The 23,651-nt window shown below is 39.1% G+C and carries 23 protein-coding genes; 8 read left to right on the top strand and 15 right to left on the bottom strand.

Annotation, left to right across the window (positions count from 1 at the left end; genetic code table 11):
• Positions 1-127: 127 nt before the first annotated feature.
• Genes NK987_RS19130 through NK987_RS19115 form a run of 4 tightly spaced genes read right to left on the bottom strand, consistent with a single transcriptional unit; the run spans position 128 to position 2,667 of the window.
• Positions 128-922 carry an amidohydrolase gene (locus NK987_RS19130; protein ID WP_259265166.1) on the bottom strand — a complete coding sequence of 265 codons (795 nt, stop codon included), beginning with the start codon at positions 920-922 and terminating at the stop codon, positions 128-130.
• Positions 923-944: 22 nt separating this feature from the next.
• Entirely contained in the window at positions 945-1,499 is a 555-nt protein-coding gene (def, locus tag NK987_RS19125) for a peptide deformylase (RefSeq protein WP_258424429.1), read from the bottom strand.
• Positions 1,496-1,909, bottom strand: coding sequence for a Holliday junction resolvase RuvX (ruvX, locus tag NK987_RS19120; RefSeq protein WP_259265165.1), 414 nt, complete (start codon positions 1,907-1,909; stop codon positions 1,496-1,498). Before ruvX ends, def begins: the two co-directional genes overlap by 4 nt.
• The gene (locus tag NK987_RS19115) at positions 1,909-2,667 is read right to left on the bottom strand and encodes a hemerythrin HHE cation-binding protein (protein WP_259265164.1); all 759 of its coding nucleotides are present in this window, start codon (positions 2,665-2,667) and stop codon (positions 1,909-1,911) included. The genes ruvX and NK987_RS19115 overlap by 1 nt, the downstream gene beginning before the upstream one ends.
• 163 nt (positions 2,668-2,830) lie before the next feature.
• Here NK987_RS19115 and NK987_RS19110 point away from each other — a divergent pair, with 163 nt between their 5' ends.
• Positions 2,831-4,480, top strand: a complete 1,650-nt coding sequence (locus NK987_RS19110; protein ID WP_259265163.1) for a S41 family peptidase — start codon at positions 2,831-2,833, stop codon at positions 4,478-4,480.
• Positions 4,481-4,600: 120 nt separating this feature from the next.
• Entirely contained in the window at positions 4,601-5,047 is a 447-nt protein-coding gene (locus NK987_RS19105) for a VOC family protein (RefSeq protein WP_259265162.1), read from the top strand.
• Positions 5,048-5,109: 62 nt separating this feature from the next.
• On the opposite strand, the gene NK987_RS19100 is transcribed toward NK987_RS19105, so the two are convergent.
• The 7 genes from NK987_RS19100 to NK987_RS19070 form a co-directional block, all read right to left on the bottom strand.
• On the bottom strand, positions 5,110-5,703 hold the full coding sequence (locus NK987_RS19100) for a porin family protein (protein WP_259265161.1): 594 nt from the start codon (positions 5,701-5,703) through the stop codon (positions 5,110-5,112).
• A gap of 87 nt (positions 5,704-5,790) precedes the next feature.
• Complete coding sequence (locus NK987_RS19095; RefSeq protein ID WP_259265160.1) at positions 5,791-6,864, bottom strand: alanine/ornithine racemase family PLP-dependent enzyme; 1,074 nt, start codon at positions 6,862-6,864, stop codon at positions 5,791-5,793.
• Position 6,865: 1 nt separating this feature from the next.
• A complete protein-coding gene (locus tag NK987_RS19090; RefSeq protein WP_259265159.1) occupies positions 6,866-7,306 on the bottom strand; it encodes a GNAT family N-acetyltransferase in 441 nt (146 codons plus the stop codon).
• Positions 7,299-8,741, bottom strand: a complete 1,443-nt coding sequence (locus NK987_RS19085; RefSeq protein ID WP_258424437.1) for a sodium:solute symporter family protein — start codon at positions 8,739-8,741, stop codon at positions 7,299-7,301. Before NK987_RS19085 ends, NK987_RS19090 begins: the two co-directional genes overlap by 8 nt.
• A gap of 174 nt (positions 8,742-8,915) precedes the next feature.
• The gene (locus tag NK987_RS19080) at positions 8,916-9,665 is read right to left on the bottom strand and encodes a succinate dehydrogenase/fumarate reductase iron-sulfur subunit (RefSeq protein WP_258424438.1); all 750 of its coding nucleotides are present in this window, start codon (positions 9,663-9,665) and stop codon (positions 8,916-8,918) included.
• Between the two features lie 27 nt (positions 9,666-9,692).
• The gene (locus NK987_RS19075) at positions 9,693-11,627 is read right to left on the bottom strand and encodes a fumarate reductase/succinate dehydrogenase flavoprotein subunit (protein ID WP_259265158.1); all 1,935 of its coding nucleotides are present in this window, start codon (positions 11,625-11,627) and stop codon (positions 9,693-9,695) included.
• Between the two features lie 45 nt (positions 11,628-11,672).
• Complete coding sequence (locus NK987_RS19070) at positions 11,673-12,356, bottom strand: succinate dehydrogenase cytochrome b subunit (RefSeq protein ID WP_259265157.1); 684 nt, start codon at positions 12,354-12,356, stop codon at positions 11,673-11,675.
• Between the two features lie 261 nt (positions 12,357-12,617).
• Between NK987_RS19070 and NK987_RS19065 the strand changes: the two genes are divergently transcribed.
• From NK987_RS19065 to fabD, 4 genes are all read left to right on the top strand, one after another.
• Positions 12,618-15,395 (top strand): T9SS type B sorting domain-containing protein, encoded by a 2,778-nt coding sequence (locus NK987_RS19065; protein WP_259265156.1) that lies wholly within the window; start codon positions 12,618-12,620, stop codon positions 15,393-15,395.
• Positions 15,392-15,799 (top strand): thiol-disulfide oxidoreductase DCC family protein, encoded by a 408-nt coding sequence (locus NK987_RS19060; RefSeq protein WP_259265155.1) that lies wholly within the window; start codon positions 15,392-15,394, stop codon positions 15,797-15,799. Before NK987_RS19065 ends, NK987_RS19060 begins: the two co-directional genes overlap by 4 nt.
• Before the next feature lie 101 nt (positions 15,800-15,900).
• Positions 15,901-16,554 carry a carbonic anhydrase gene (locus NK987_RS19055; RefSeq protein WP_258424443.1) on the top strand — a complete coding sequence of 218 codons (654 nt, stop codon included), beginning with the start codon at positions 15,901-15,903 and terminating at the stop codon, positions 16,552-16,554.
• A gap of 95 nt (positions 16,555-16,649) precedes the next feature.
• The gene (fabD, locus tag NK987_RS19050; protein ID WP_259265154.1) at positions 16,650-17,525 is read left to right on the top strand and encodes an ACP S-malonyltransferase; all 876 of its coding nucleotides are present in this window, start codon (positions 16,650-16,652) and stop codon (positions 17,523-17,525) included.
• Between the two features lie 109 nt (positions 17,526-17,634).
• Here fabD and folK read toward each other — a convergent pair whose 3' ends face one another.
• Positions 17,635-18,117, bottom strand: coding sequence for a 2-amino-4-hydroxy-6-hydroxymethyldihydropteridine diphosphokinase (gene folK, locus NK987_RS19045; protein WP_259265153.1), 483 nt, complete (start codon positions 18,115-18,117; stop codon positions 17,635-17,637).
• 72 nt (positions 18,118-18,189) lie between these two features.
• Here folK and sppA point away from each other — a divergent pair, with 72 nt between their 5' ends.
• Positions 18,190-19,953, top strand: a complete 1,764-nt coding sequence (sppA, locus tag NK987_RS19040; protein WP_259265152.1) for a signal peptide peptidase SppA — start codon at positions 18,190-18,192, stop codon at positions 19,951-19,953.
• A 28-nt stretch (positions 19,954-19,981) separates the two neighbouring features.
• Here sppA and NK987_RS19035 read toward each other — a convergent pair whose 3' ends face one another.
• Positions 19,982-20,878 carry a flavin reductase family protein gene (locus tag NK987_RS19035; protein ID WP_259265151.1) on the bottom strand — a complete coding sequence of 299 codons (897 nt, stop codon included), beginning with the start codon at positions 20,876-20,878 and terminating at the stop codon, positions 19,982-19,984.
• Between the two features lie 95 nt (positions 20,879-20,973).
• Between NK987_RS19035 and NK987_RS19030 the strand changes: the two genes are divergently transcribed.
• The gene (locus NK987_RS19030; protein WP_259265150.1) at positions 20,974-21,831 is read left to right on the top strand and encodes an endonuclease/exonuclease/phosphatase family protein; all 858 of its coding nucleotides are present in this window, start codon (positions 20,974-20,976) and stop codon (positions 21,829-21,831) included.
• Between the two features lie 87 nt (positions 21,832-21,918).
• Here NK987_RS19030 and NK987_RS19025 read toward each other — a convergent pair whose 3' ends face one another.
• Entirely contained in the window at positions 21,919-22,548 is a 630-nt protein-coding gene (locus NK987_RS19025) for a hypothetical protein (protein ID WP_259265149.1), read from the bottom strand.
• A 224-nt stretch (positions 22,549-22,772) separates the two neighbouring features.
• Positions 22,773-23,225, bottom strand: coding sequence for a hypothetical protein (locus tag NK987_RS19020; RefSeq protein WP_258424451.1), 453 nt, complete (start codon positions 23,223-23,225; stop codon positions 22,773-22,775).
• Between the last annotated feature and the right edge of the window lie 426 nt (positions 23,226-23,651).

Below are 23,651 nucleotides of genomic sequence, written 5' to 3'. Positions count from 1 at the left end.
AAAATTTCGGCTAAATTAAGCAATTTATTGCGGTTTCAAACAGGGATTATACCAAGGGAAAATCGGCGAGTAGAAAAGGGAAATTCGGTTAACTGCGGTCAAAATCCTATGCCGGAAAATTAAAAAATCATTGCAAATCAAATATATCCACATCAAGCCAAGCTGGGAATTTCTCCCTGTATTCCTGCAGGGAATCAAGGTCAAGCTCAATAAATAAAATTTCCTCTTTACTTTCAGAGAAACCCAAAGTTTCACCTTTGAAATTATACACTGCAGAATGGCCTGAATAAGGGATCCCATTACCATCCTGACCGATTCGGTTTACACCTATGGAATAGGAAAGATTTTCTACAGCCCTAGCCTTTAATAAAATATCCCATGCACTGATTCTTGGACTTGGCCAGCTTGCTATATAAAAAAGAAGGTCGTATTCCAGCTTGTCATCCTCAACCCTGTTTCTTGTCCAAACAGGAAACCTGAGGTCATAGCAAATTTGTGGCATTATTTTCCATCCCTTCAATTCAAATAATTTCCTCTCAGTTCCCATATCGTAATGGGCATCTTCTCCTGCCATCCTAAACAAGTGCCTCTTGTCATAAAAATCAACTTTCCCGTCTGGTCTGACCCAAAGGAGTCGGTTGTAAAAATTTCCCTTTTCCTCAATGACTATGCTGCCTGTGACCAAAGCTTGTGTCTGGGCTGCCATTTGCTTTATCCATTTTGTTGTGGTGAAGTTCATGGGTTCAGCCACTTCTTTGGCATCCATTGTAAAACCTGTCGAAAACATTTCAGGCAATATGATCAGGTCAACATTAGAAGACAAGTTCATGAGTTTTTCTTCCAACATAGCCATGTTTGCAGTTTTGTCTTTCCAATAAAGGTCAGTTTGAACCAAAGCTATTTTCAAAGAAGTGGGATTCATGAGCGGTTTTAGAAAAAAGGAATTATTTTAGTGGGTAAACCATTCTGTAATCAGTGGGCACTTTCCCTTTGCTGATGTCTACTAGCTTGCTTTGGACCATTCTTTTTTTGAGGCCTTTGAGGTAATCGATAAAAAGAATTCCCTCAAGATGGTCGTATTCATGTTGGATTACCCTTGCTGTCATACCTGAAAATTCTTCTTCCTTTAGGTTCCAATTCTCATCAAAATATTCCAAAGTGAGTTTTTCAGGCCGTATAATTTCCGCCCTGATATCAGGGATGCTAAGGCAACCTTCTTCAAAGCTATAATTATCTCCATATTCGTCCAAAATGATGGGATTGATAAAAACCCTTCTGATACCTTTTTCCTCGTCTTTTTCATCAAGCATCAAGGTGCTGTCAATCACAAAAAGTCTGATTCCTTTATTGATTTGGGGAGCAGCCAATCCTACTCCGCTGGCATTGTCCATTGTGTTGAACATATCCTGGATCAATTCATTGATGTTTTCACCTTCATGAATTTCTTCCGCCTCTTTTTTAAGGATTGGGTTTCCAAAGGCAACTATTGGGTAAATCATATTTGTTCTAAGTAAGATTGGAGGATAATAGCAGCGCTAACTTTATCGAGATTGCCTGTTTTTTCTATTCTGTCTTTTTTCTTGCTTCCCATTGCAATCATGCTCTGCATGGCCATTTTGGAGGTGAAACGCTCATCCACAAGAACAAGTTTCTTGTCGGGAAACAGTTTTGAAAGTCTTTCTTTCAAACTGATGACTTTGGGTGTCATTTCATTTGGATTGCCATCAAGATGCTTAGGAAAACCCAAGACAATGGTTTCTACTTCTTCTTTTTTAAAATAGGAGGTCAGAAAATCAATGAGTTTTTGCGTTTCAACCATCTCAAGAGGATTGGCGAGCATCTTGAGTGGATCTGTAACTGCGATACCTGTTCTTTTGGTTCCAAAATCAATGGCTAAAATTCTGCCCATCAGTTGTTACGGATTTTCTTTTTGATTTTTCTTAGCACTTCTTTTTCCAACTCAATGGCCTTTGGAAAAAGCAAGTGGTCCTCAATTTGCGCATGAACACTCAATTCTTTTTCAAAAACCTGGAGCTCGTTGTACAATACTTTCATGCTAATGGGCGCATCTTCAGGCAAAAAATATCCTTTTGTGAGTTTTCTTATGCCTTCCATTTCATCGTCATGAGCATCATGGGCTTCAGAGAACAATGAAACGGGACTTTTCTCCAAAATCAATAAGGCATCATTGAGCCGGTATTCATCGGCTTCAATTTGGTGCAATAATTTAATTCTATTGAACAACTTGCTTTCTTCCTCATGGATGTGATGAATAAAATCATCCACAAAAAGAGGAAACATGATCCTCAAGTCTCCCAAAATCCCATTGTAGGCTTCTTCTACCTTAATCCCCGAAATCATATTGGATAAAAAAGGCAATTCCTGCCTCACAAAGAAATAGTGCTTCCTTTTAAGGTAAGAAACCAGAACTTCAATCGGATGTAGGTAGAGTTCCTCAGAAGTAGGCTCTTTAATCTTTGCCCAAGATTCGAGCTCATCAATCAGTTGTTGGGAATTGATCTTAAATTTTTTGCAGACCTCAAAAAGAGAATTGTGCTCATACTGAAAAAAACTGATCCCAAAATAATGAAGTACCGCAGCAAAGACATAATTCTCGGAAACGAGTTCTTTGATAGGGCTTTTTTCGATATCTTTGGAATCAAACATGTTTACAAAATTAAGGTATTTTAACCAATTACGCTTAGACTATTCACCAAAATTGAATTTATTGCATTTATCTAAACGAAATGCTCCAAATTTCAGTTTAAAGATTTATTTGGCTAAATTTCAATACCCAATAACAACAAGAATTTATTAACAGGAGGATATCGTGAGCGAAATCAAAAACACAAAACAACAGATTAGATTGCCCTTGATATTGGCTTTAGCCATTTCTGCAGGCATCTGGATAGGAGCCACATTTGCAGAACCAAAGAGTGATACAAATGACCTCAAAGCAGCCATTTATAAGCTGCAGGAGATAATCACTTATATCAACAGGGATTATGTTGACAGTGTCAACACCAATGAACTTGTTGAATTTGGGATTGAAAAGATGCTGGAAAAGCTTGATCCCCACTCTACCTACATACCTGCTAGGGATGCTACCTTGGCCAAATCCGAGTTAGATGGGGAATTTGATGGCATCGGTGTGGAGTTCGGAATTATCAGGGACACTATTTATGTGGTAGCGCCACTGACAGGAGGTCCTTCCGAAAAACTTGGCATCCAATCAGGTGACCAAATCATCAATGTAGATGGCAAAACTGTAGCAGGTACGGGCATTACCAACCGTGATGTTTTTGATTTATTGAGAGGTCCTAGGGGCAGCACAGTAAAAGTGGAAATCAAAAGAAAAAATCAGAAGGACCTGATCCCATATGATATCATCAGGGATAAAATCCCACAATATAGCATCAACGCAACCTATATGGTAAATGATGAGGTTGGCTATATCAAGGTAACGAGGTTTGGGGCAACCACCCATGAGGAATTCAAAAAATCCGTCAGTGAACTGAAAGAAAGGGGAATGAAAAAACTCATCCTTGATCTTCAAAACAACCCTGGAGGATATATGGGGGCCGCTATCAATATTGCAGACGAAATCCTAAATTCCAACTCACTGATAGTTTCACAAAAAGGAAAGTTAAACAGGTACAACCAAAAGGCATACGCTGTCAAACCTGGCTTGTTTGAGGATGGATCTGTGATCGTTTTGATCAATGAAGGAAGTGCTTCTGCATCAGAAATTGTCGCAGGTGCGCTGCAGGACAATGACAGAGGATTGATTGTAGGAAGAAGATCTTTTGGAAAAGGATTGGTACAAATGCCGATTGACCTTTCTGATGGAGCAGAATTAAGACTTACCATCGCAAGGTATTATACCCCTTCAGGACGTTCAATCCAAAAACCCTATGGAACTGATGAAGATTACAGTAGGGATTTTTCAAACAGATTTGAGCATGGAGAATTTTTCTCAGCTGACAGTATCAAATTCAATGACAGTTTGAGGTATGAGACCGTTTCAGGCAGGTCTGTATATGGTGGAGGTGGCATTATGCCTGACTTCTTTGTTCCACTTGATACTACAATGGCAAGTGCTTATGTCAACAGGTTATTTAATTCAGATTCCGCGAGAGAATTCATTTTAGACTACCTAGATAAAAACAAGAAAAAGTTTGATGGCATGAGTTTCGAAGACTACTACAAAAAATACCAAGTATCAGAAGAGATGTTGCAGACATTGGTTAAGGTCGGTGAAAGAAATAAAGTCAAATTTGATGAAAAGGATTTTAACAAGTCAAAAAATTATCTCAAAATCCTTCTAAAGGCCCACATGGGAAGGCAAATATATGATGACAATGCCTTTTATATGGTAATCAATGACATCAATGAGGTCTATCTCCAAGCTTTGGGACTATTTGAAGAAGCAGAAAAACTTGCCTTCACATCCAAAGAAAAAACCAATGAATTGGAATAACGAAAATTAACTTTAAAATGGGGCTTTTAAGCCCCATTTTTTTTGAATTCCATTCTGCTTTACCCGAGCGAGGATAATTTTCAAAAAAAGTAAATTCAAATCAATAAAACCCAAACTCCTATGAAAAAGCCGGCTATTGCAATGTTGTTTTTCCTAATGACCATTATCTCACCAAATCTTATGGCCCAACAAACAAAAATCACGCACATCGCAATCTATGTAAAAGAATTAAAGAGAAGTACTGATTTTTATAAAAACATATTTCAATTTCCTGAAATCGAAGAACCGTTTAAAGACGGATTACATACATGGTTAAATATTGGAAACAACCTTTCCCTCCACCTCATTGAAGCGCCTTGGGAGCCTGTCACGATCAATAAAATCAACCACATCTGCTTTAGCGTTGCTGATATGGATTTGATCATATCAAATCTTAAAAAACAAAAGGTAGAATTTGAAGATTGGCCCGGAAACAAAAACAAAATAAATATCAGACCGGATGGCATCAAGCAGATTTATGTTCAAGACCCGGATGGCTATTGGATAGAAATCAATGATGAATATTAAAAAAGAAAAACACCCCTTCTAAATAAAGAGGGGGTGCGGAAATATTGATTGAAATAACTTCTTTAGAAGGTTACACCCAAGGAAACTTGGAAACCTCTGTTATACACATCTACATTGCTGTTTTTGAAGACTGGACTCAGTCCGTAATTGTAAGAAGCTTGTAGATTCAGACCTTTTGGAAGGTTATAACCCAATCCCACCAAAACACCGAAATCAGAATTGCTTACCGATTCGGTATCAAAACTGACAGTAGATCCGAATAAATCCCCTTCAAATTTTGAGGATGTAAGGAATGATAATTGCGGTCCTGCAAATATATTGAGGCCCTCACTGAGGTAAAATCTAAATAGAACAGGAACATCGACATATTTGAGAATAGCCCTGGAATTTGCGAAATCATCATTTTGAGTCCCTTTGACAGAATAAAATAAGCCGGGTTCTATTGCAAAAGAGTTTCCAATAAATAAAGAATGGTATAATCCAAAATGGTAACCTATTCTGTTTGAATAATCATTACCTGATGCATCATCTCCTCCAAAATTGAAGAAACTTGCGCCGCCTCTCAATCCAAAACCTCCATTTTTGTCGGTATCTTGGGCTTGACTTTGAAGGGAAATCAATGCTGCAAAAGCGAAAATTAAAGTGATTTTTTTCATAGGTCTAAATATTAGTTGGTTTAGAGAAATTTGCCAATACCATGCCAAAGAAACCCCAAAACCATTAAAAAGTAATTAGTACTTATGTTAGGCTATGATCACCTTATCCACATAACTTGAGTTCATTATCCCTAAAGCTCCCATATATTTAAGGTTGAATTTGATCAGGTCGCCAACTTTATATCCCTTTGGATTCTTACCTAGATTGAGGATAAGCATATCTGAACTTGCCCCTAAAATTTCAAATTCGTTATCTTTGGCAATGAGGTATTTAGGATCTATATCCAGCAATCCTATGTCTAAAATTGCTCTGAAAGAAGTCTTTCCATATAGTCTTTCGTCTATTTCCACGATTTCACCCTGTGGATTCGCTGCCAATGTTCCGGTTGGCAACAAGGATTTTTCTTGCATTTCGATAATTTCCGCATTGAGTTCAAATACATCGCCGTGCATGCCTGGGATTATTTTCTCTTCAAAAAGATCCACGCCAAAATAAAGTGTCTCCCCAATTCTAAAATGATTGATGCCTTTAGGTAACTGATGTGTTTTGATCATGGGTATGGTAACCGAGGTTCCGGCTGAGACCCAAGGAATCCTTTTATTAAATTTCAATTCAATAATCTGTTTATAAAGGGAAAGTTGAATCAGTTTATCAGAAGAGGGCATTACACCATTGAGGCAGTTCAGGTTAGTCCCAAGTCCAATGATTTCAATATTGGGTAACTCAAAAATCTGTTCGTAGAAATCAACAATATGATCGCCGATAACTCCTTCACGCAAGTCACCTGTCTCGACCATAATGATGATTTTATGGTTTTTTGATTGGCTTTTTGCTTCCGCTGAAATCCACCTGATGGTATTCAGTTCACTGTTCAAGCTCACATCCGCATATTTGACCATTTTAGGAATATTCCTTTTTGAAACAGGTTTGATGTAAACAGTCTGAATATCTGAGGAAATTTCTTTGACTTTCGCAAGATTACTGATCCGAGAATCATGTACTTCATTTACCCCAAGATCAATAAGTTCCTTTAGAAAACTCCGGTTACCGCAAAGCAATTTGGATACAACTCCCCAAGAGATGTTGTTCTCTTCAAAGGTTTCATTGAGGTAAGTGAAATTTTCTTGAAGTTTGGTTCTGTTTAATGTCAAAAATGCCATCTTATTTTTTTAACCTCATTTCTAAATACTTATTTGAAAACCCAAGTTTTTCATAGAGTTTTTTGGCTGGATTATCTGGTTCTACATGCAGTGCAATATCTCCATGTGCTAAATCGATAACGGTTTTCATCAAAGTCTTCCCAACCCCTTTTCCTCGCTGTGAGGCATCTACCGCAATATAGACGAGGATATTTTCGGGGATGTAACCTGACATGCCGGTTTTGTTTACCACAACCGCACCCACAATTTGACCTGAATCTCTTGCCATAACCACAAATCCGCCTTTATCCCCGGCTTGATCCAAAGCGTAATCCAAACATTTTAAAATCTGATCAATAGGATCACCGTATTGCTCCAATTGGACAAAAAGAAAATCAGCAATTTCTTTTTTCTGCAAATAAGTGGCTTGGTCAAATGTGGAAAGGATTTCGATTTTAAGCATAAGTTTTTGATTTGATTTGGTTAGTTGGTTTTCTTAATTGAGAGACAATCAAATAGGTCACCAAAGCCGTGATAATTCCATAGAAGTTGGCATCAAGATCCAAAGGAAGTTGAATTTTGAATATACCTAAGATTAGTGTTACGATACCGCCTGAGATCATTGAGGCTAATGCTGCATTGGGGTTTCTATTTTTGGTAAACAAACCAAAAATAATGGGAACAAATAGCCCTGATACCATAAAAGCATAACTATGTAACATCAATTCCAAAACATTGGTCATCTGAAGGGAAATAATCAATGCCAAAATCCCAAGAATTAAAGTAAACAGCTGACTGTATCTCATCTGAATTTTTTCATTTTTAAACTTCATCCATTTACCAAAAATATCGGTCGTAAGGTTACCTGAAGCTGCCATCAGACAGGAATCTGCGGTAGACAGCACCGCTGAAAAATAAGCAGCCATCATCAATCCCAATATTCCGGGTGGAAGAATGGTACGGAGTAAAATCGGAATTCCCATTTCAGGATCCATCATTTCCGTACTCACAAATAACAAGCCCTGTTCAAAGGCAACTCTTGATAGCAATCCTAAAGCAACTCCCATGAAAGCCATTATTGGCCATTCGAAAAGTCCTGCGATGAACCAAGCTTTTCGGGCAGATTTGACATCCCGACTCGCAAAAATCCGTTGATAAAGTGTCATTCCAATAAACCAAATAGGCAGAATTGTGATTCCCCAATTTGCAAAGTCCTGCCAACTCAGATTATCCAACCTAAAAAATTCAGGTGGCAAAGTTGCTTGGATAACTTCCCATCCGCCGACATGAAAATAAGCAGTCGGTAATCCGATGAAAATAAACCCCAACATAAGGATAATCCATTGGATAGTGTCTGTGTAAATTACAGCCTTAAGGCCTCCCAAGACAGTGTAAATGACTGCGATAGCTCCCATGAAAATAAGTGATTGGGTGAGAGAAAGGTCTACAAATGTACCTGAGGCTAGTTTTGCCCCGGCAAGCAGCTGTGATGAGGTAAAACCCAAATACCCAATCAGGGAAATGAATGCAGCTACTAGTCCGACTTTCTTGGAAAATAAATGCTCAAAAATCTGAGGAAAGGTATAAAAACCTGAAAAAGCCTTGTCCTGTTTGATTCGTGGAATTAAAAATACACCTGCAAGCCAAGCTCCTAATAAACCGGTAAACAACATCCAGCTTCCAGATATTCCCATGACAAACCCAAGTCCGCCCAGTCCAACCGAAAATCCTCCACCCACATCAGTAGCCACTACCGAAAGGCCGATATGCCAGCTTCCGATGTTTCTTCCTCCTACAAAATAATCGTCTTGATTTTTGTTTTGATGCATGAAATAATACCCTACTCCAAGCATCAGTAACATGTACCCGACAAAAATGCCGAGGTCAATGTAATGCATTCTTTCCTTTCCTTAATATCTAATAAAAAATCTATTTAAATTCATTTTTCAAAGATACGAATAATTAATTTAGTCCAAAAGAAAGAATTCATATAATTTCACCGATGTTAGGAAAGAAAAATGCAAAAAAAAAAGCCGGACAAGCCGGCTTTTTTTGTTCTATTATTTTTGGAATTAAACGTTTTGACTGCTTACTACAGCAGAGAAATATTCTCTGTTCATTCGGGCGATATTGGTAATACTGATTCCTTTTGGGCATTCAGCTTCACAGGCACCGGTATTGGTACAAGCACCAAATCCCTCGGCATCCATCTGTGCAACCATTTTTTCCGCTCTTGTTTTTCTTTCTACCTGTCCTTGTGGCAACAAAGCCAACTGAGAAACTTTGGCAGAAGTAAACAACATGGCAGAGGCATTTTTGCAGGCAGCTACGCAAGCACCACAACCTATACATTGAGCGGCATCCATTGCCATATCAGCAATAGTTTTAGGAATCGGGATTTCGTTGGCATCAGGAACACCACCGGTATTCACCGAAACATACCCACCTGCCTGTATGATCCTATCAAAGGCAGACCTGTCAGTAACCAAATCCTTCAAAACAGGAAAAGCCTTTGCTCTCCATGGTTCGATGGTGATGGTCTCCCCGTCACTGAAAGAACGCATGTGAAGTTGGCAAGTGGTGGTTTGCTGAGGGCCATGTGGCTTGCCATTGATATACAGCGAGCACATGCCACAGATACCTTCTCTACAATCATGGTCAAAATGTACCGGATCTTCTCCTTTTGCGGATAGTTCTTCATTGAGTACATCAAGCATTTCCAAAAAGGACATATCCTTAGATATTCCTCCCAATTTGTAGTCTTTAAATCCCCCCTTGTCGGAGTTGTTTTTCTGTCTCCAGATTTTCAAAGTTAAATTCATATCTCTAACGAGTTTAATGCGTCTGGTTTACTTATAACTTCTTTGGGTCAGTTTTACATTTTCGAAGATCAATGGTTCTTTGACCAATTCTTCTTCCTGACCTTCTCCCAAATATTTCCAAGCTGCCACATAAGCGAAGTTTTCATCATCTCTAAGGGCTTCTCCTTCGGGCGTCTGGTACTCTTCCCTAAAGTGTCCACCACAAGATTCATTTCTGTTCAAGGCATCATCTACCATCAGTTCCCCCAATTCAATGAAGTCAGCAACTCTATGTGCTTTTTCAAGCGATTGGTTGAGTTCTTCATTGTCACCAAGTACATTGACGTTTGACCAAAATTCTGCTTTCAGTTCTTTTATCATTGCTTTGGCCTTTTTCAGACCTTCCTCAGTTCTAGCCATTCCGCAATAATCCCACATGATCTTTCCCAATCTCTTATGGAAATGGTCAATGGTCTTTTCACCTTTTATACTGAGGAGTTTTTTGATCCTTTCTTTCACATCCTTTTCAGCCTTTTGGAATTCAGGATGGTCTGTTCCGATTTTTCCGGCAGGATTTTGTGCCAAATAATCCCCAATGGTATAAGGAATCACAAAATATCCATCTGCAAGCCCCTGCATCAAGGCAGATGCTCCCAATCTGTTTGCTCCGTGGTCAGAGAAGTTGGCTTCACCCAAAGCATACAAGCCAGGAACATTGGTCATGAGATTATAATCTACCCAAAGTCCGCCCATTGTATAGTGGACGGCAGGATAAATCATCATCGGCATTTCATAGGGATTTTCTCCGGTAATCTGCTGATACATGTCGAATAGGTTGCCATACTTGGCACTGATAATATCCTTTCCATCTCTTTTGATGGCATCTCTGAAATCCAAGAAAACAGCCTCGCCGGTTTCATTTACTCCCCTACCTTCATCACAGACATATTTCGCATTTCTTGAGGCTACATCTCTAGGCACAAGGTTACCGAAAGAAGGATATTTTCTTTCCAAGAAATAATCTCTGTCTTCCTCTTTGATGTCAGCGGCTTTGATTTGGCCTTTTCTGAGTTTTTCAGCTGTTTCTTGAGTAGCAGGCACCCATACTCTTCCATCGTTTCTCAAGGATTCAGACATCAAGGTCAATTTGGACTGGTGATCTCCTGAAACCGGAATACATGTCGGGTGAATCTGCGTGAAACATGGGTTTGCCATCAAGGCACCTTTCTTATGTGCTCTCCATGCCGCAGTGACGTTTGACCCCATTGCATTGGTAGATAGGAAGAAAACGTTTCCATATCCACCTGTACAAAGCAAAACCGCATGTGCTGAGTGAGATTCGATGGCACCTGTGATCAGATTACGGGTGATGATTCCCCTTGCTTTCCCATCGACAGTCACCACATCCATCATTTCAGTTCGTGGATATAATTTCACTTTGCCATTGGCAACCTGACGGCTCAATGCCGAATAAGCACCCAAAAGCAACTGCTGACCAGTTTGGCCTCTTGCATAAAAAGTCCTGGAAACCTGTGCCCCACCAAATGAACGGTTAGCTAGCAATCCTCCATATTCACGTGCAAATGGAACACCTTGAGCCACACATTGATCAATAATCTTTACAGAAACCTCAGCCAACCTGTAAACATTGGCTTCTCTTGCCCTGTAATCACCGCCTTTGACAGTATCGTAGAACAATCTGTACACTGAGTCCCCATCATTTTGATAGTTTTTGGCAGCATTGATTCCACCCTGAGCGGCAATTGAATGCGCTCTTCTAGGACTGTCCTGGAAACAAAACGCTTTGACATTGTATCCCAACTCCGCCAAAGAAGCAGCCGCCGAGGCACCTGCCAAACCTGTCCCCACAACAATGACATCATATTTCCTTTTGTTGGCCGGGTTGACCAACTTCACGTTAAATTTATGTTTGGTCCATTTTTCTGCCAATGGGCCTTCAGGTATTTTAGAATCCAGTATCATCTAGGTCAGATTTAATTTTCTACATTCATTTCAATTCACATCCGATCAAAGCGATTGGATGTACATCATAATAGGAATCAAGGCGAATAGGGCCGGAACTACAATTGCAAAGCCAAAACCTACTTTTTGGATCAAGGGAGAATATTTCACGTGGTTTAGACCAAGAGTCTGAAAGGCACTTGAAAAACCATGAGAAAGGTGAAAGCCTAGAAAACCCATAGCGATCACATAAAAGACAACATACAGAACATTTGAATATGCCGCTGCAACTATCGCAAAGACATTTTTGTAAGTCACTCCTTCATAATCCACCATTGGCATTTCACCGAATTTGATTTCGTAATAAAACCCTTTGAGGTGAACCAATAAGAAAATCAGGATCACAGTCCCAAGAATCCCCATATTCCTCGAAGACCAAGTACTGCTTGTTGATGCTTTACTTACTGCATAGTCAACAGGTCTTGAATTTTTGTTGTGTCTGGAAAGTATTATTGAATAGATCACATGCAAAAGAATAAATGCGAAGTTGCCTATAGAAACCACCCTGATAAGTGGATTATGCGCCATGCTGTCAGCATAAAGATTAAAGGATTCGCCGTTATCCGGCAATAATAGCTGCAGGTTACCAATCAGATGGACAACCAAAAATAATATTAGAAACAAACCAGTTAGGGCCATTAGTAATTTTCTGCCCAAGGTGCTGCTTAAGGTTTTTGATACCCAACTCATATGATTTTTCTTAAGTGTTCGATTGAAAATAGGTTTTTAAACTTCGGTGCCAAATTTACATTTGGAAAGGTTAGCAAACAATCCAATAGCAATCGATTGAACTTATTTTAAATTATTCTAAATAGACTTTTTTAAGCTGTTATTTTTGGTCTTTTAGGACATTACTTTAACCATATGTTTATTTTTATTGTTTGATTTAAGTGAAAAATTTCGTCCTGATTTATTTATTTTCGTATAACTTGATGATCAAATTCTACCTGCATGAGATTTAAATATTCATTTTTATTTTCCCTTTGTATTTTAATCCTTTCTGTCACCCAGGCATATGCCACTCACATCCGAGCAGGTGAGATCACCGCAGAGCGGGTATCGGTACAGACATTGACCTATAAAATCACTGTTGTAGGTTATACTGATACCAGATCAAGCGTGGAATTTGGACCTGGCTTTATCAATTTTGGAGATGGAAGAGAAGTAAGTCTTAATACTGAAAGTGACTTTCAATTGGTAGAAGCTTTAGGAAATCAAATCGAAAAAAACACCTTTGTTATTGAGCACACATTTCAGGGGCCTGGAAAATATACCATTTGGTTTAGGGAATTCAACAGAAACGACCTTACACTGAATATGGATAATTCGGTGGAGACTCCCTTTTATGTAGAAACCCAGATTACCATTGATCCTTTTATTGGAGTGAACAATTCGCCTGTTTTGACTATTCCCCCAGTAGATAATGGAGCTGTCAATAGGCGTTTTATTCATAATCCCGGTGCTTTTGATCCTGATGGGGATAGCCTGTCATACAGCCTTGACATTCCAAAACAGAATTTCCAGAGACCTGTCAATAATTACAGAAGTCCTGCTACCTCAGAATTCAGCTTTAATAGAGAAGATGGTTCACCAAATCCATTTTTGACCGTGGACCCCATCACCGGGGACTTGGTCTGGGATTCACCGGGCCTTGCAGGACAATATAATGTGGCATTCCGGATCAATGAATGGCGTAGAATCGCAGGCGAATGGCAAATCATAGGCTATGTGGTGAGGGATATGCAAATCATTATCGAAAACTCCAATAACAACAGGCCGGTATTGATTCTTCCCGATGACATATGTGTGGTCGCAGGTACCAAAATAGAAGAAATTATCCAAGGTTCTGACCCCGATGGGGACCCAATCAAAATTGAGGTTTTTGGAGATCCTGTAGAAATTTTGAGTTCGCCGGCCACCTATACTCCGGAATCTGTTTTCCAGGTTACTCCGGGAGTGATCAATTTTGAATGGCAGACTATCTGTAGTCATATCAGAGAAAGAGATTATCAGGTAAGGATTAGAATCACTGATCAGCCTAGATCAGGCCCTGCCTTGGTGGATATCAAAACATGGAATATCAAAGTAATTGGCCCACCTCCTGTTCTTGAAAATATCGAACAACAACAAGGCAGGGCTGTCAACGTGGAATGGGCACCATACTCTTGTAGCAGCTCAGCCCAAACCATGCAGGTGTGGAGAAGAATCAATTCAGATCCATATGAACCGGACTCCTGTGAGACAGGAATAAGATCCGGATATGAGTTGGTAGGGACAACAGACATGGCTACTTTCGATTTTCTGGACACCAATATGGGAGATGGTCTTGCTCCGGGTAATACCTATTGCTACAGGTTGGTCGCGGCATTCCCAAGTCCAAGATCCGGTGAAAGTATTGTATCAGAAGAAATCTGTTTAACCATTGATGTCGATGTCCCTCTGATCACCAATGTCAGTGTGGAAGCTACTGATACAGAATCAGGTCAGATTTTCGTAAAATGGACTCCTCCTTATGACATAGACAGAACCCAATTCCCGGGTCCTTTCACCTATGAGTTGATGAGGAACAATGGCTTTACAGGAAGCCAAAATAGGGTTTCGGTAATCAGTACCTCAGATACCTCATTCACAGATACAGGTTTGAACACTGAAAATCTGGTATATAACTATAAGGTCATCCTAAAAGAAAATAATACCACTATAGACAGTTCAAGTTCTGCTTCTTCGGTAAGATTGGATTTGGTAATTATCAATGAAGCCATTGAGTTGAAGTGGCAATTCAATACTCCATGGAACAATTCTATTTCCCAATACAAACATGAAGTATACCGAAACAGGAATGATCCTGATGCTTTGGATGAAAATACCTTTGAGTTGATAGCGGAAGTTGATCCTACCGTTGCCGGTTTTACTTATTTCGATGATGGAAGACATAATGGCGTGACTTTGAAAAAAGATACAGAATATTGCTATTACGTGATCACAAAAGGCGCCTATAATGTGGATCTGATAGAATATCCTTTGGAAAACAAATCCCAAGTAATCTGTGCCAGACCTGATGATGATCGGTTGCCTTGTCCTCCTGTGTTGGTCTTTGAAGGTCCGGAATGTACAGAGTACTTGGCGGACAAAGGCTGTGGCAATAATACTTTTGAGCATGAACTCAGTTGGGAACCTGATTTTAGCGGAGTCTGTGATGATGAACTGAGCGCATTTAGGTTATACTTTACTTCAGAAGGGGAAAATGGACAATTCGATTTGGTCGGAACCTACTCAGCCTTTGAAAGAGATGCCCTTATTCAGGATCTTCCCAATTACAGAGGGTGCTATTATATTACTGCGGTGGATAGATCGGGAAATGAAAGCGAACCAAGCAACATTGTCTGTGTAGACAATTGCCCAAGTTATTTTCTCCCAAATGCCTTTACGCCAAACGGAGATGGAATCAACGAGACTTTCATGGCCTTCGACAATCCATTTTCCAAATGTCCTAGATTCGTATTGGGAGTCGAAATATTTATCGTCAACAGATGGGGTGTTGAGGTCTTCAACTACAACAGCCTCTCTTCCAATGAAAATGACATCTACATCAGATGGGACGGTACTGATAAAAACAACAACGAATTGCCATCAGGCACCTATTTCTACACTGCAACTGTCAAATATGATGTTTTGGATCCTGCCAGGAAAGAGGAAAAATTCAAAGGGACAGTTCAGATCATCCGATGAGAATCCAAGATAGGTTCGACATTATTCTTTTCGACGGCGTTTGCAATTTGTGCAATAGCGCCGTCGATTTTGTTATCCGCAGGGACAAAAATGACCGCTTTAAGTTTGGGGCATTACAGGATAATGCGACCAAATCAATATTAAAAGATTATAAAATAAATGAGGGTTATATTGATTCTATCATTTTGCTCAGAGGGAATGAAGTATTTTATAAAAGCAAAGCAGCACTGGAAATTACCAAAAACCTAGGGGGATTTTGGCCAATTTTGTATGTTTTTAACATTGTTCCATCGGTTATTCGGGATCCGATATATGATTGGATTGCAAAAAACAGGTATAAATGGTTTGGTAAAAAACAAACCTGTAGAATCCCAAATTCAATGGAAAGGGAGAAATTTTTGTGATTTTCAAATTGAAATTTTACCGAAACGTTAAAAAATAACCGACGCTATAAAGTTTTCTTTTTATCTTGAAAAAGATCATTCATTGTAATTATTTAAAAAAAATGGATATAAGCAGAGTTTTTGAAAACAACCAAAACTGGATCACCTCAAAACTTGAGATTGACCCGAACTATTTTGAAGATTTGTCCAAAGGACAAAACCCGGATATTTTATACATAGGCTGCTCTGACAGCAGGGTTACCGCTGAGGATTTGATGGGAGTTCAACCTGGGGAGGTTTTTGTCCATAGGAACATCGCAAATATGGTGATCAGCATTGACCTCAATGTGATGTCTGTTTTGAACTATGCTGTCAATAACCTTGGAGTAAACCACGTGGTAGTCTGCGGCCATTATTTCTGTGGTGGGGTCAAAGCGGCAATGAATGCGGCAGATCTCGGGATTCTTAATCCTTGGCTAAGAAATATCAGGGATGTGTACCGCATTCATAAAAAGGAATTGACTGCCATTGAAGATGAAAATGAGAAATACAACAGGCTGGTAGAACTGAACGTGCAGGAACAATGTGTCAATCTCATAAAAACTGCTGCTGTTCAAAAAGCAATCAAAGAAAGAGACTTGAAGGTTCATGGATGGGTTTTTGATATTAAAACGGGTAAGTTGATAGACCTAAACATTGATTTTCAAGCGATATTAAAAGACATCATGGAAATTTATAATTTGGGAGATTTCCATCATTCGGAAGTAAATTCTTAACCGGATATAACAGATACTTTCAAGAAATGGCCTAAACCTCAGGCCATTTTTTTTTGATATATTTGCCCTTTGTTAACCTAAATAAACCGCAAATTATGAAAGCATACGTTTTTCCTGGACAGGGCGCACAGTTTTCAGGTATGGGAAAAGACCTGTATGAAAGCAATGAAGATGCTAAAAAGCTTTTCGAAAAAGCCAATGAAATCTTGGGTTTCCGGATTTCTGACATCATGTTTGAAGGTTCGGATGAGGAACTGAAACAGACCAAAGTAACCCAGCCGGCCATCTTTTTGCATTCAGTAATTCTCGCCAAAACATCTCCTAATTTCAGTCCGGATATGGTGGCAGGTCACTCTTTGGGTGAATTTTCCGCTTTGGTGGCGAATGGAATTCTAGCCTTTGAGGATGGTTTAAAATTGGTTTACCAAAGGGCACTTGCCATGCAGGAAGCCTGTGAAATCAACCCATCCGGAATGGCCGCTATCTTGGGACTTGAAGATGAAAAAGTTGAAGAAATCTGCGCTTCGATCAAAGAGGAAATTGTCGTTCCTGCCAATTACAATTGTCCCGGGCAATTGGTTATCTCCGGGACGAACAAAGGAATAGAAATAGCCTGTGAAAAAATGAAAGAAGCCGGAGCTAAAAGAGCACTGCCTTTGCCTGTCGGAGGGGCATTTCATTCCCCATTGATGGAACCTGCCGGCGAGAAACTTCGAAAAGCCATAGAGTCTACGACTTTTCATCAACCAAGCTGCCCTGTTTATCAAAACGTAAGTACATCAGGTGTAAGCAATGTAGAAGAAATCAAGAAAAACCTGATTGCCCAACTGACCGCACCGGTCAAATGGACTCAATCTGTTCAAAACATGGTGGCAGACGGTGCCACTTTATTTGTAGAATGCGGTCCTGGAAAAGTACTCCAAGGACTTGTCAAAAAAATTCACAAAGAAGCCGAAGTCAGCAGTATTTAAAGTTGGGGATTGGTTAATTGGTTAATTGAATTCTCAAGATACTGAATTGAACTAATTGAAATAGAAAGAAAAAATGGGAAGCCATTCCAAATTAGGGATGGCTTCTTCATTATGTGTAAATCTTCACACTTGATTTATCCAAACAATTCTCTAAAAGTTCTCGGTTGGACTTGTTTAATATGGGATGAATGAAATCAGGGAGAATCTCTGCCAATGGTTCCAAAACAAATCTTCTTTCCTGTAGAAATGGATGTGGAATAGTAAGTCTTTCGGACTGGAATTTTTCATTGCCAAAGTAAAGGATATCAATATCCATTGTCCGGTCACCCCACTTCTCTCCTCTTGTTCTACCCATTTTTAATTCTATCTCCAAAATAACATCCAAAATCTCTTCAGGGAAAAATGAAGTGTTGAACACAAGAACTTGATTGAGGTAATTCCCGTTAGATTTTCCACCCCAGGCAGCGGTTTCAAAAATGGAGGATTGGCGGGTAATGGGACCAAAATGAGAGACCATTAATTCAACACTCCCCTCTATTAATCTTAACCTGTCACCGAGATTCCCCCCTAATATAAAAACCACTTGATTCATTCCGCTGTTAAGGTTTGTATTGGGATAAACATAAAGAAAAAAGAAGTAATTTAGCCATCAAAATTAAATATTATGAGATTTCTTGGTAACGTTTTGGCAGTCATTGTTGGCTTGCTAATATTTTCGGTAATGAGTTTTTTTATTCTTGCCGGCATCATTGCGGTCATTTCATCCTCCTCGGAAAGTGATGTAGATGTGAAAGAAAACACCGTACTTTTATTGAACCTCGAAGGACGTCAACTAGTCGAAAGAAGCAGTGAGGACGATCCTGATTTTTCATCTTTCAATGTGTTTGGAGGAGTATCTACAGTCGGACTTACTTCATTAAAAAGGGCAATTGAAACAGCAAAAGAAAATGAAAATGTAAAAGGGATTTTTATCAAAGCCGGAACATTTTCAGCCGGACAGGCCGGAATCAAAGAACTGAGAGATGCACTTAAGGATTTTAAGTCATCGGGAAAATTTATAGTGAGTTATGGGGAGTACTATACCGAAGGTGGGTATTTTCTCAGTTCAGTTTCAGATGAAATTTACATCAATCCCTCAGGTTTGATGGAGTTCAATGGCTTTGCCTCAGAAGTTGTTTTCTTCAAAGGAATGTTTGAAAAGCTTGAAATCGAACCGCAGGTATTCCGTGTAGGAGATTTCAAAAGCGCGGTAGAACCATTTATTCTAGATAAAATGAGTGATTCGAGCAGAATGCAGACGGCTTCTTTTCTGAATGACCTCAATAATTTTGCTTTGAATGAAATAAGCGAAAGTAGGGGTATTTCCTTGGATTCACTTTCGGAGATCAACAATAAGATGTTGGTCAGAAAGCTCAGCGATGCTTTGGAATACAAACTTGTGGACGGATTATGGTATGAGGATCAGGTGATTGACCTGATGAAAGAAAAGCTTGGACTGGGTGAGGAAGATAAAATCAATACCATCAACATGACCGGAATCAACAGGGCTTCCAAGACAAAAAACCTGACTTCCAAAAACAGAATTGCCATAATCGTAGCAGAAGGAGATATCGTCAGCGGCAAAGCTGAAGGAGTCATTGCTTCCGATAGATTCAAAGAAGAAATCAAAAACGCAAGAAAGAATAAAGACGTCAAGGCAATTGTTTTGAGGGTAAATTCACCCGGAGGTTCTGCTTTGGCTTCTGAAGTGATTTGGAGGGAGCTTGATTTGGCTAGCAAAGAAAAACCGGTCATCGCTTCTATGGGTGAAGTGGCCGCATCAGGTGGATATTATATTGCCGCCGCCGCTGACACCATCGTGGCACAGCCAAATACCATAACAGGTTCCATCGGGATTTTTGCGATGTGGTTCAACGCCCAAGGTCTCTTGAACAACAAGCTCGGAATCACTACAGACGTGGTCAAGACAGGTGAACTTTCAGACTTTTTGACCCCAACAAGAAAGATTTCCGAAATGGAAAAAAACATTTTCCAAGCACAGGTCGAGGAAGGATATGATATCTTTTTGACTAGAGTGGCGGACGGGAGAAACAGAAGTAAAGAAGAAATCATGAAAGTTGCATCAGGAAGAGTTTGGTCAGGTAATCAGGCCTTGGCGAATGGTTTGGTGGATGTGTTGGGTGGACTGGATGATGCGGTGAAAATTGCTGCTGAAAAAGCCGGAGTTGCTGATGATTACCGCGTAGTTTATTATCCTCAGACAAGACCTTGGTTTGAAAGATTCCTAAGCGAGTTTACCAATGATGTGCAGGTATTCTATCAAAAACAACAGCTTGGAACTTTTTATCCGATTTACAAACAGATAGAAAGTGTCAAAAAATACGAAGGCTTGATGGTCAGGATGCCGTATGACATCGTTATCAGATAATAAAAAAAGGAGCTAAACGCTCCTTTTTTTATTCTTGCTCTTGAAGCAAAATCTTCCAGGCAGTTTGGACATCCCCTGATTCCAATACCTCTTTGGCATATTGGTGAAGGTGAAAATCAAAACTTTCAGGATCATTTTTAAATCTTAATTTCATTTCCTGTATCGTTTCATCCTGAGAATATTGTTGGATTTCGATGGGTTCGGGAAGTCGCTCACAATTCCCCAATCTTCCAAGGTTATTTCCGGTCAACACGGAACTATTCCTGATGTGCGGAGGAATATTGTCAACGCCAATACCTTTATTCCTGATTGGTTTGGCGATTTCAAATAAAGCTTCCCCATTTGCCCTACAATACCAATCCCCTCCCATTCTGGCCACGGCATCCAATTTCTGTGGGGAAATCTGCCCGTTTTCATCCAAAACCTCTTCGGAAATATGTGCCAACAATACTTCGCATATCACCAGATTGGCAGATCCTCCTCCTTCACCTATTGGTAATACTTGTAGCACTTTACATTCGAAAGCCACAGGAGCTTCCTTCACTCTTGGGGGTTTTACCAAGAGGGATGATTCTTCCGAAAACCCGGATTTCACAAATTCATTGACACCTTTTTCGTATTCAGTACTTGCCAAAGACATTTGTTCGACCATAGAGAAGTTGACCATATTGATGACTACCTCAGGCACTTCCAAGACATTATCCAAGCTATGCTTAGTCGTATTGTCCCTGACTCTTCGGGAAGGTGAAAAAACCAGCACGGGAGGATTGGTGCCAAAAACATTGAAAAAACTGAATGGGCTTAAATTGACATTGCCTTCCTTATCCACCGTACTGGCAAATGCAATCGGACGCGGGGCTATAGCACCTAGCAGGTAACTGTGGAATTGTGCAATCGAAACATCCTTGGGATTGATGGTCTTCATTTTTTAATTTTAAGATAATAACAATGGTTTCTATTAACGGTTCGGTAAGGCCTATATTTAATTGCTAAATTTAGAAATCAAAAATCACAAAGGCCATGATACCTTCTTCAATTCGCGTTTATTCTCTTGTTATATTGTTTTTCATTGCAGTTTCTTATCCGGTTTCCTTTTCCTTAGCCCAAAACATGAACATTGCGACGTATAATATCCGGTTTGACAATCCCAATGATATCGGTAACCTTTGGAAGGACCGTGCGCCTCATTTGATTAACCAAATTAAATTTCACAAAATGGACATCATCGGAACCCAAGAAGGGATGTACCATCAACTTGAAGAAATCAAAAATGGGTTGGGCTATCCATATGTAGGTGTCGGCAGGGACAAAGGTGGGAAAGAAGGGGAATTCAGTGCGGTTTTCTACCATCCAGAAAAGCTAAAAATTTTGGATCAAAGCACTTTTTGGCTTTCCGAGACACCGGACAAGCCCTCAAAAGGATGGGACGCTGCATTGAATAGGGTTTGCACTTGGGTGAAATTTGAAAATAAAGAAGGCAAAAAGTTCTATGTATTTAATATCCATTATGACCATATCGGTCAAAAAGCGAGAGAAGAGAGCAGTAAATTGGTAATTAGAAAAATAAAGGAAATCAATACAGAAAACCTTCCTGTGGTGTTTATGGGAGATTTCAATGTCATGCCCGACAATCCGGCGTATCAGACTGTTCTTAATAATTCTGATATGAAAGACAGTAGGCTGATTTCAAAAACACCTTCCATCGGAAATCAGGGAACATTCAACGGTTTCAATTGGGAAAAACTTCCCGAAGGTATCATCGACCATATTTTTGTTAGCCCAAATATCACCGTTCTCAGACATGGAATCCTGACCGATAATTATGGTATGAAATATCCTTCAGACCATTTTCCTGTGATGGTGGAGGTGAGTTGGTGATTGCATAGCTGAGGAAAATCTCAGATGGATATAGTTTAATTTTTTATAGTTGAAGGGTATAAAAAGATATTTCTAAAATAAATCTCTTTACCAAATATCAGCCCAATAGATGACAGCACCTGTTTCATTATTTATTGCAACTCCCTTACTATAGCCATGTTCCCAACCCTTGGGAGTATATACTCCATTTGGCAATTTCTCAGGAATCATAAAAATTCCTTTTTCGGATTCTAACACATACATTTTATACCCTTCCAGTTTTGTCAAAGTCAAATTGGTTTCAAAAATCCATTCTTTGAAAAAATTGGGGACAGGATATTTTCCTTCTTGGCAATTTAGTTCTCCAATTTCTACTTTTCTCGGTTTTCTGATTTTTTTATCATATTTAATCCAATTTTGAGCTGTTAAATGTTTATCAATAACCACGAGGCAACTATCTTCTGAATTGTAAACTGCTACAGATAATGCCTTTGCGGAATTTTCAATACTATCTAGTTCTGTCTGATCAGGATAGTATTTAAGCCAAACATAAGGGTGAGAAATTGAAATATTTTGAGAAATTGCTTGATATAAGTTGTGATATCTTATTTTTTTTGGAAAATGTTCAATAAAACCATCATCAAAGTAATTTATATCTTCCCCAAAATTTAAACTCCTCTTATTATTACAACTTGAAATGATTATAAAAATCAAAATAGACATTAATCTCTTCATCATTATCCCAGCTAAGTATTGTATTGCGATGACGGACTATTTAAACCAAACGCTCAAACGAAAGGTAATTCTTGGTTATTTGAATTACAAATTCTACTAAACAAAAAGGTGTAGGTTGAATCTACACCTATCGCCTGCTCCATTTAAAAAAAAATAGATAGCGATCGTAAGTGGAGGTGACTACATTGAGGTATTTGAAGTCTTTCATCCTCCTGCGGTGGGGAAGTCTACTTCACAGAGATATAAACTTTAACAAAGCTAAATTCTTGGCTGTCATCTATATCTATTAACAATACATCTTTTTTCTTTAGTTTAATTAATTTCTTAACGGTTTTAAAATTATCCACCACTTCTTTGTTTAGAAAGTACTCCACCTTGCGTGTATCTGTACTATCCATAGTAGTTTCAACAGTCTGGTTGATGTACAAGTAACCAGTACCACTTTCTTTATATATCATCAGCACATCACTAGCTCCATCGCTATAAATTTGAGGATGGTCTTTGAATACTTTTATGTCAAAATTTCCATCCGCCACCTTATCGAAATAATCAATGATTATCTCTGGTGTTCGTTCTTGAGAAAGAAAATTTATTTTTGTTATATCAGTCTTTTGCGAAAATGAAATCTGAACAATTAATAAATGGATTGATAGGAATATAAACTTAATGTGACAATTCATAATTTATTTTCCCTCCTCCGGGTCTAGTATAGCAATTAATGTTGGACTGGGTGGTCTTTATAACTATATCCTTTTTTCCTTCTATCAAAGATGATATCAAGATGAAATTGGACTATTTAGTTAAACGAAAGGTAATTCTTGGTTATTTGAATTGCAAATCCTACTAAAAAAAAGTTATAGATTGAATCTATACCTAGGGTAAGCTCCATTTCAAACATAGATAGCGATCGTAAGTGGAGGCGACTATACTGCGGTCTTTGAAGTCTTTGTCCCCTTTGTTTCTTTGTTGTTCAGAAAAATACAGTGGTAAGTTGAGCGGCTATAAAACACAAAAAGCCTTTGGAATTCTCCAAAGGCTTTGAATAATGTGGCGGCGGCCTACTCTCCCGGGTGTAACCCCAGTACCATCGGCGCTGCAGGGCTTAA

It is taken from the genome of Aquiflexum gelatinilyticum, from assembly GCF_024813435.1.
In the GTDB taxonomy this organism is placed as follows: domain Bacteria; phylum Bacteroidota; class Bacteroidia; order Cytophagales; family Cyclobacteriaceae; genus Cognataquiflexum; species Cognataquiflexum gelatinilyticum.
This window is presented reverse-complemented; position numbering and strand designations above follow the sequence as displayed.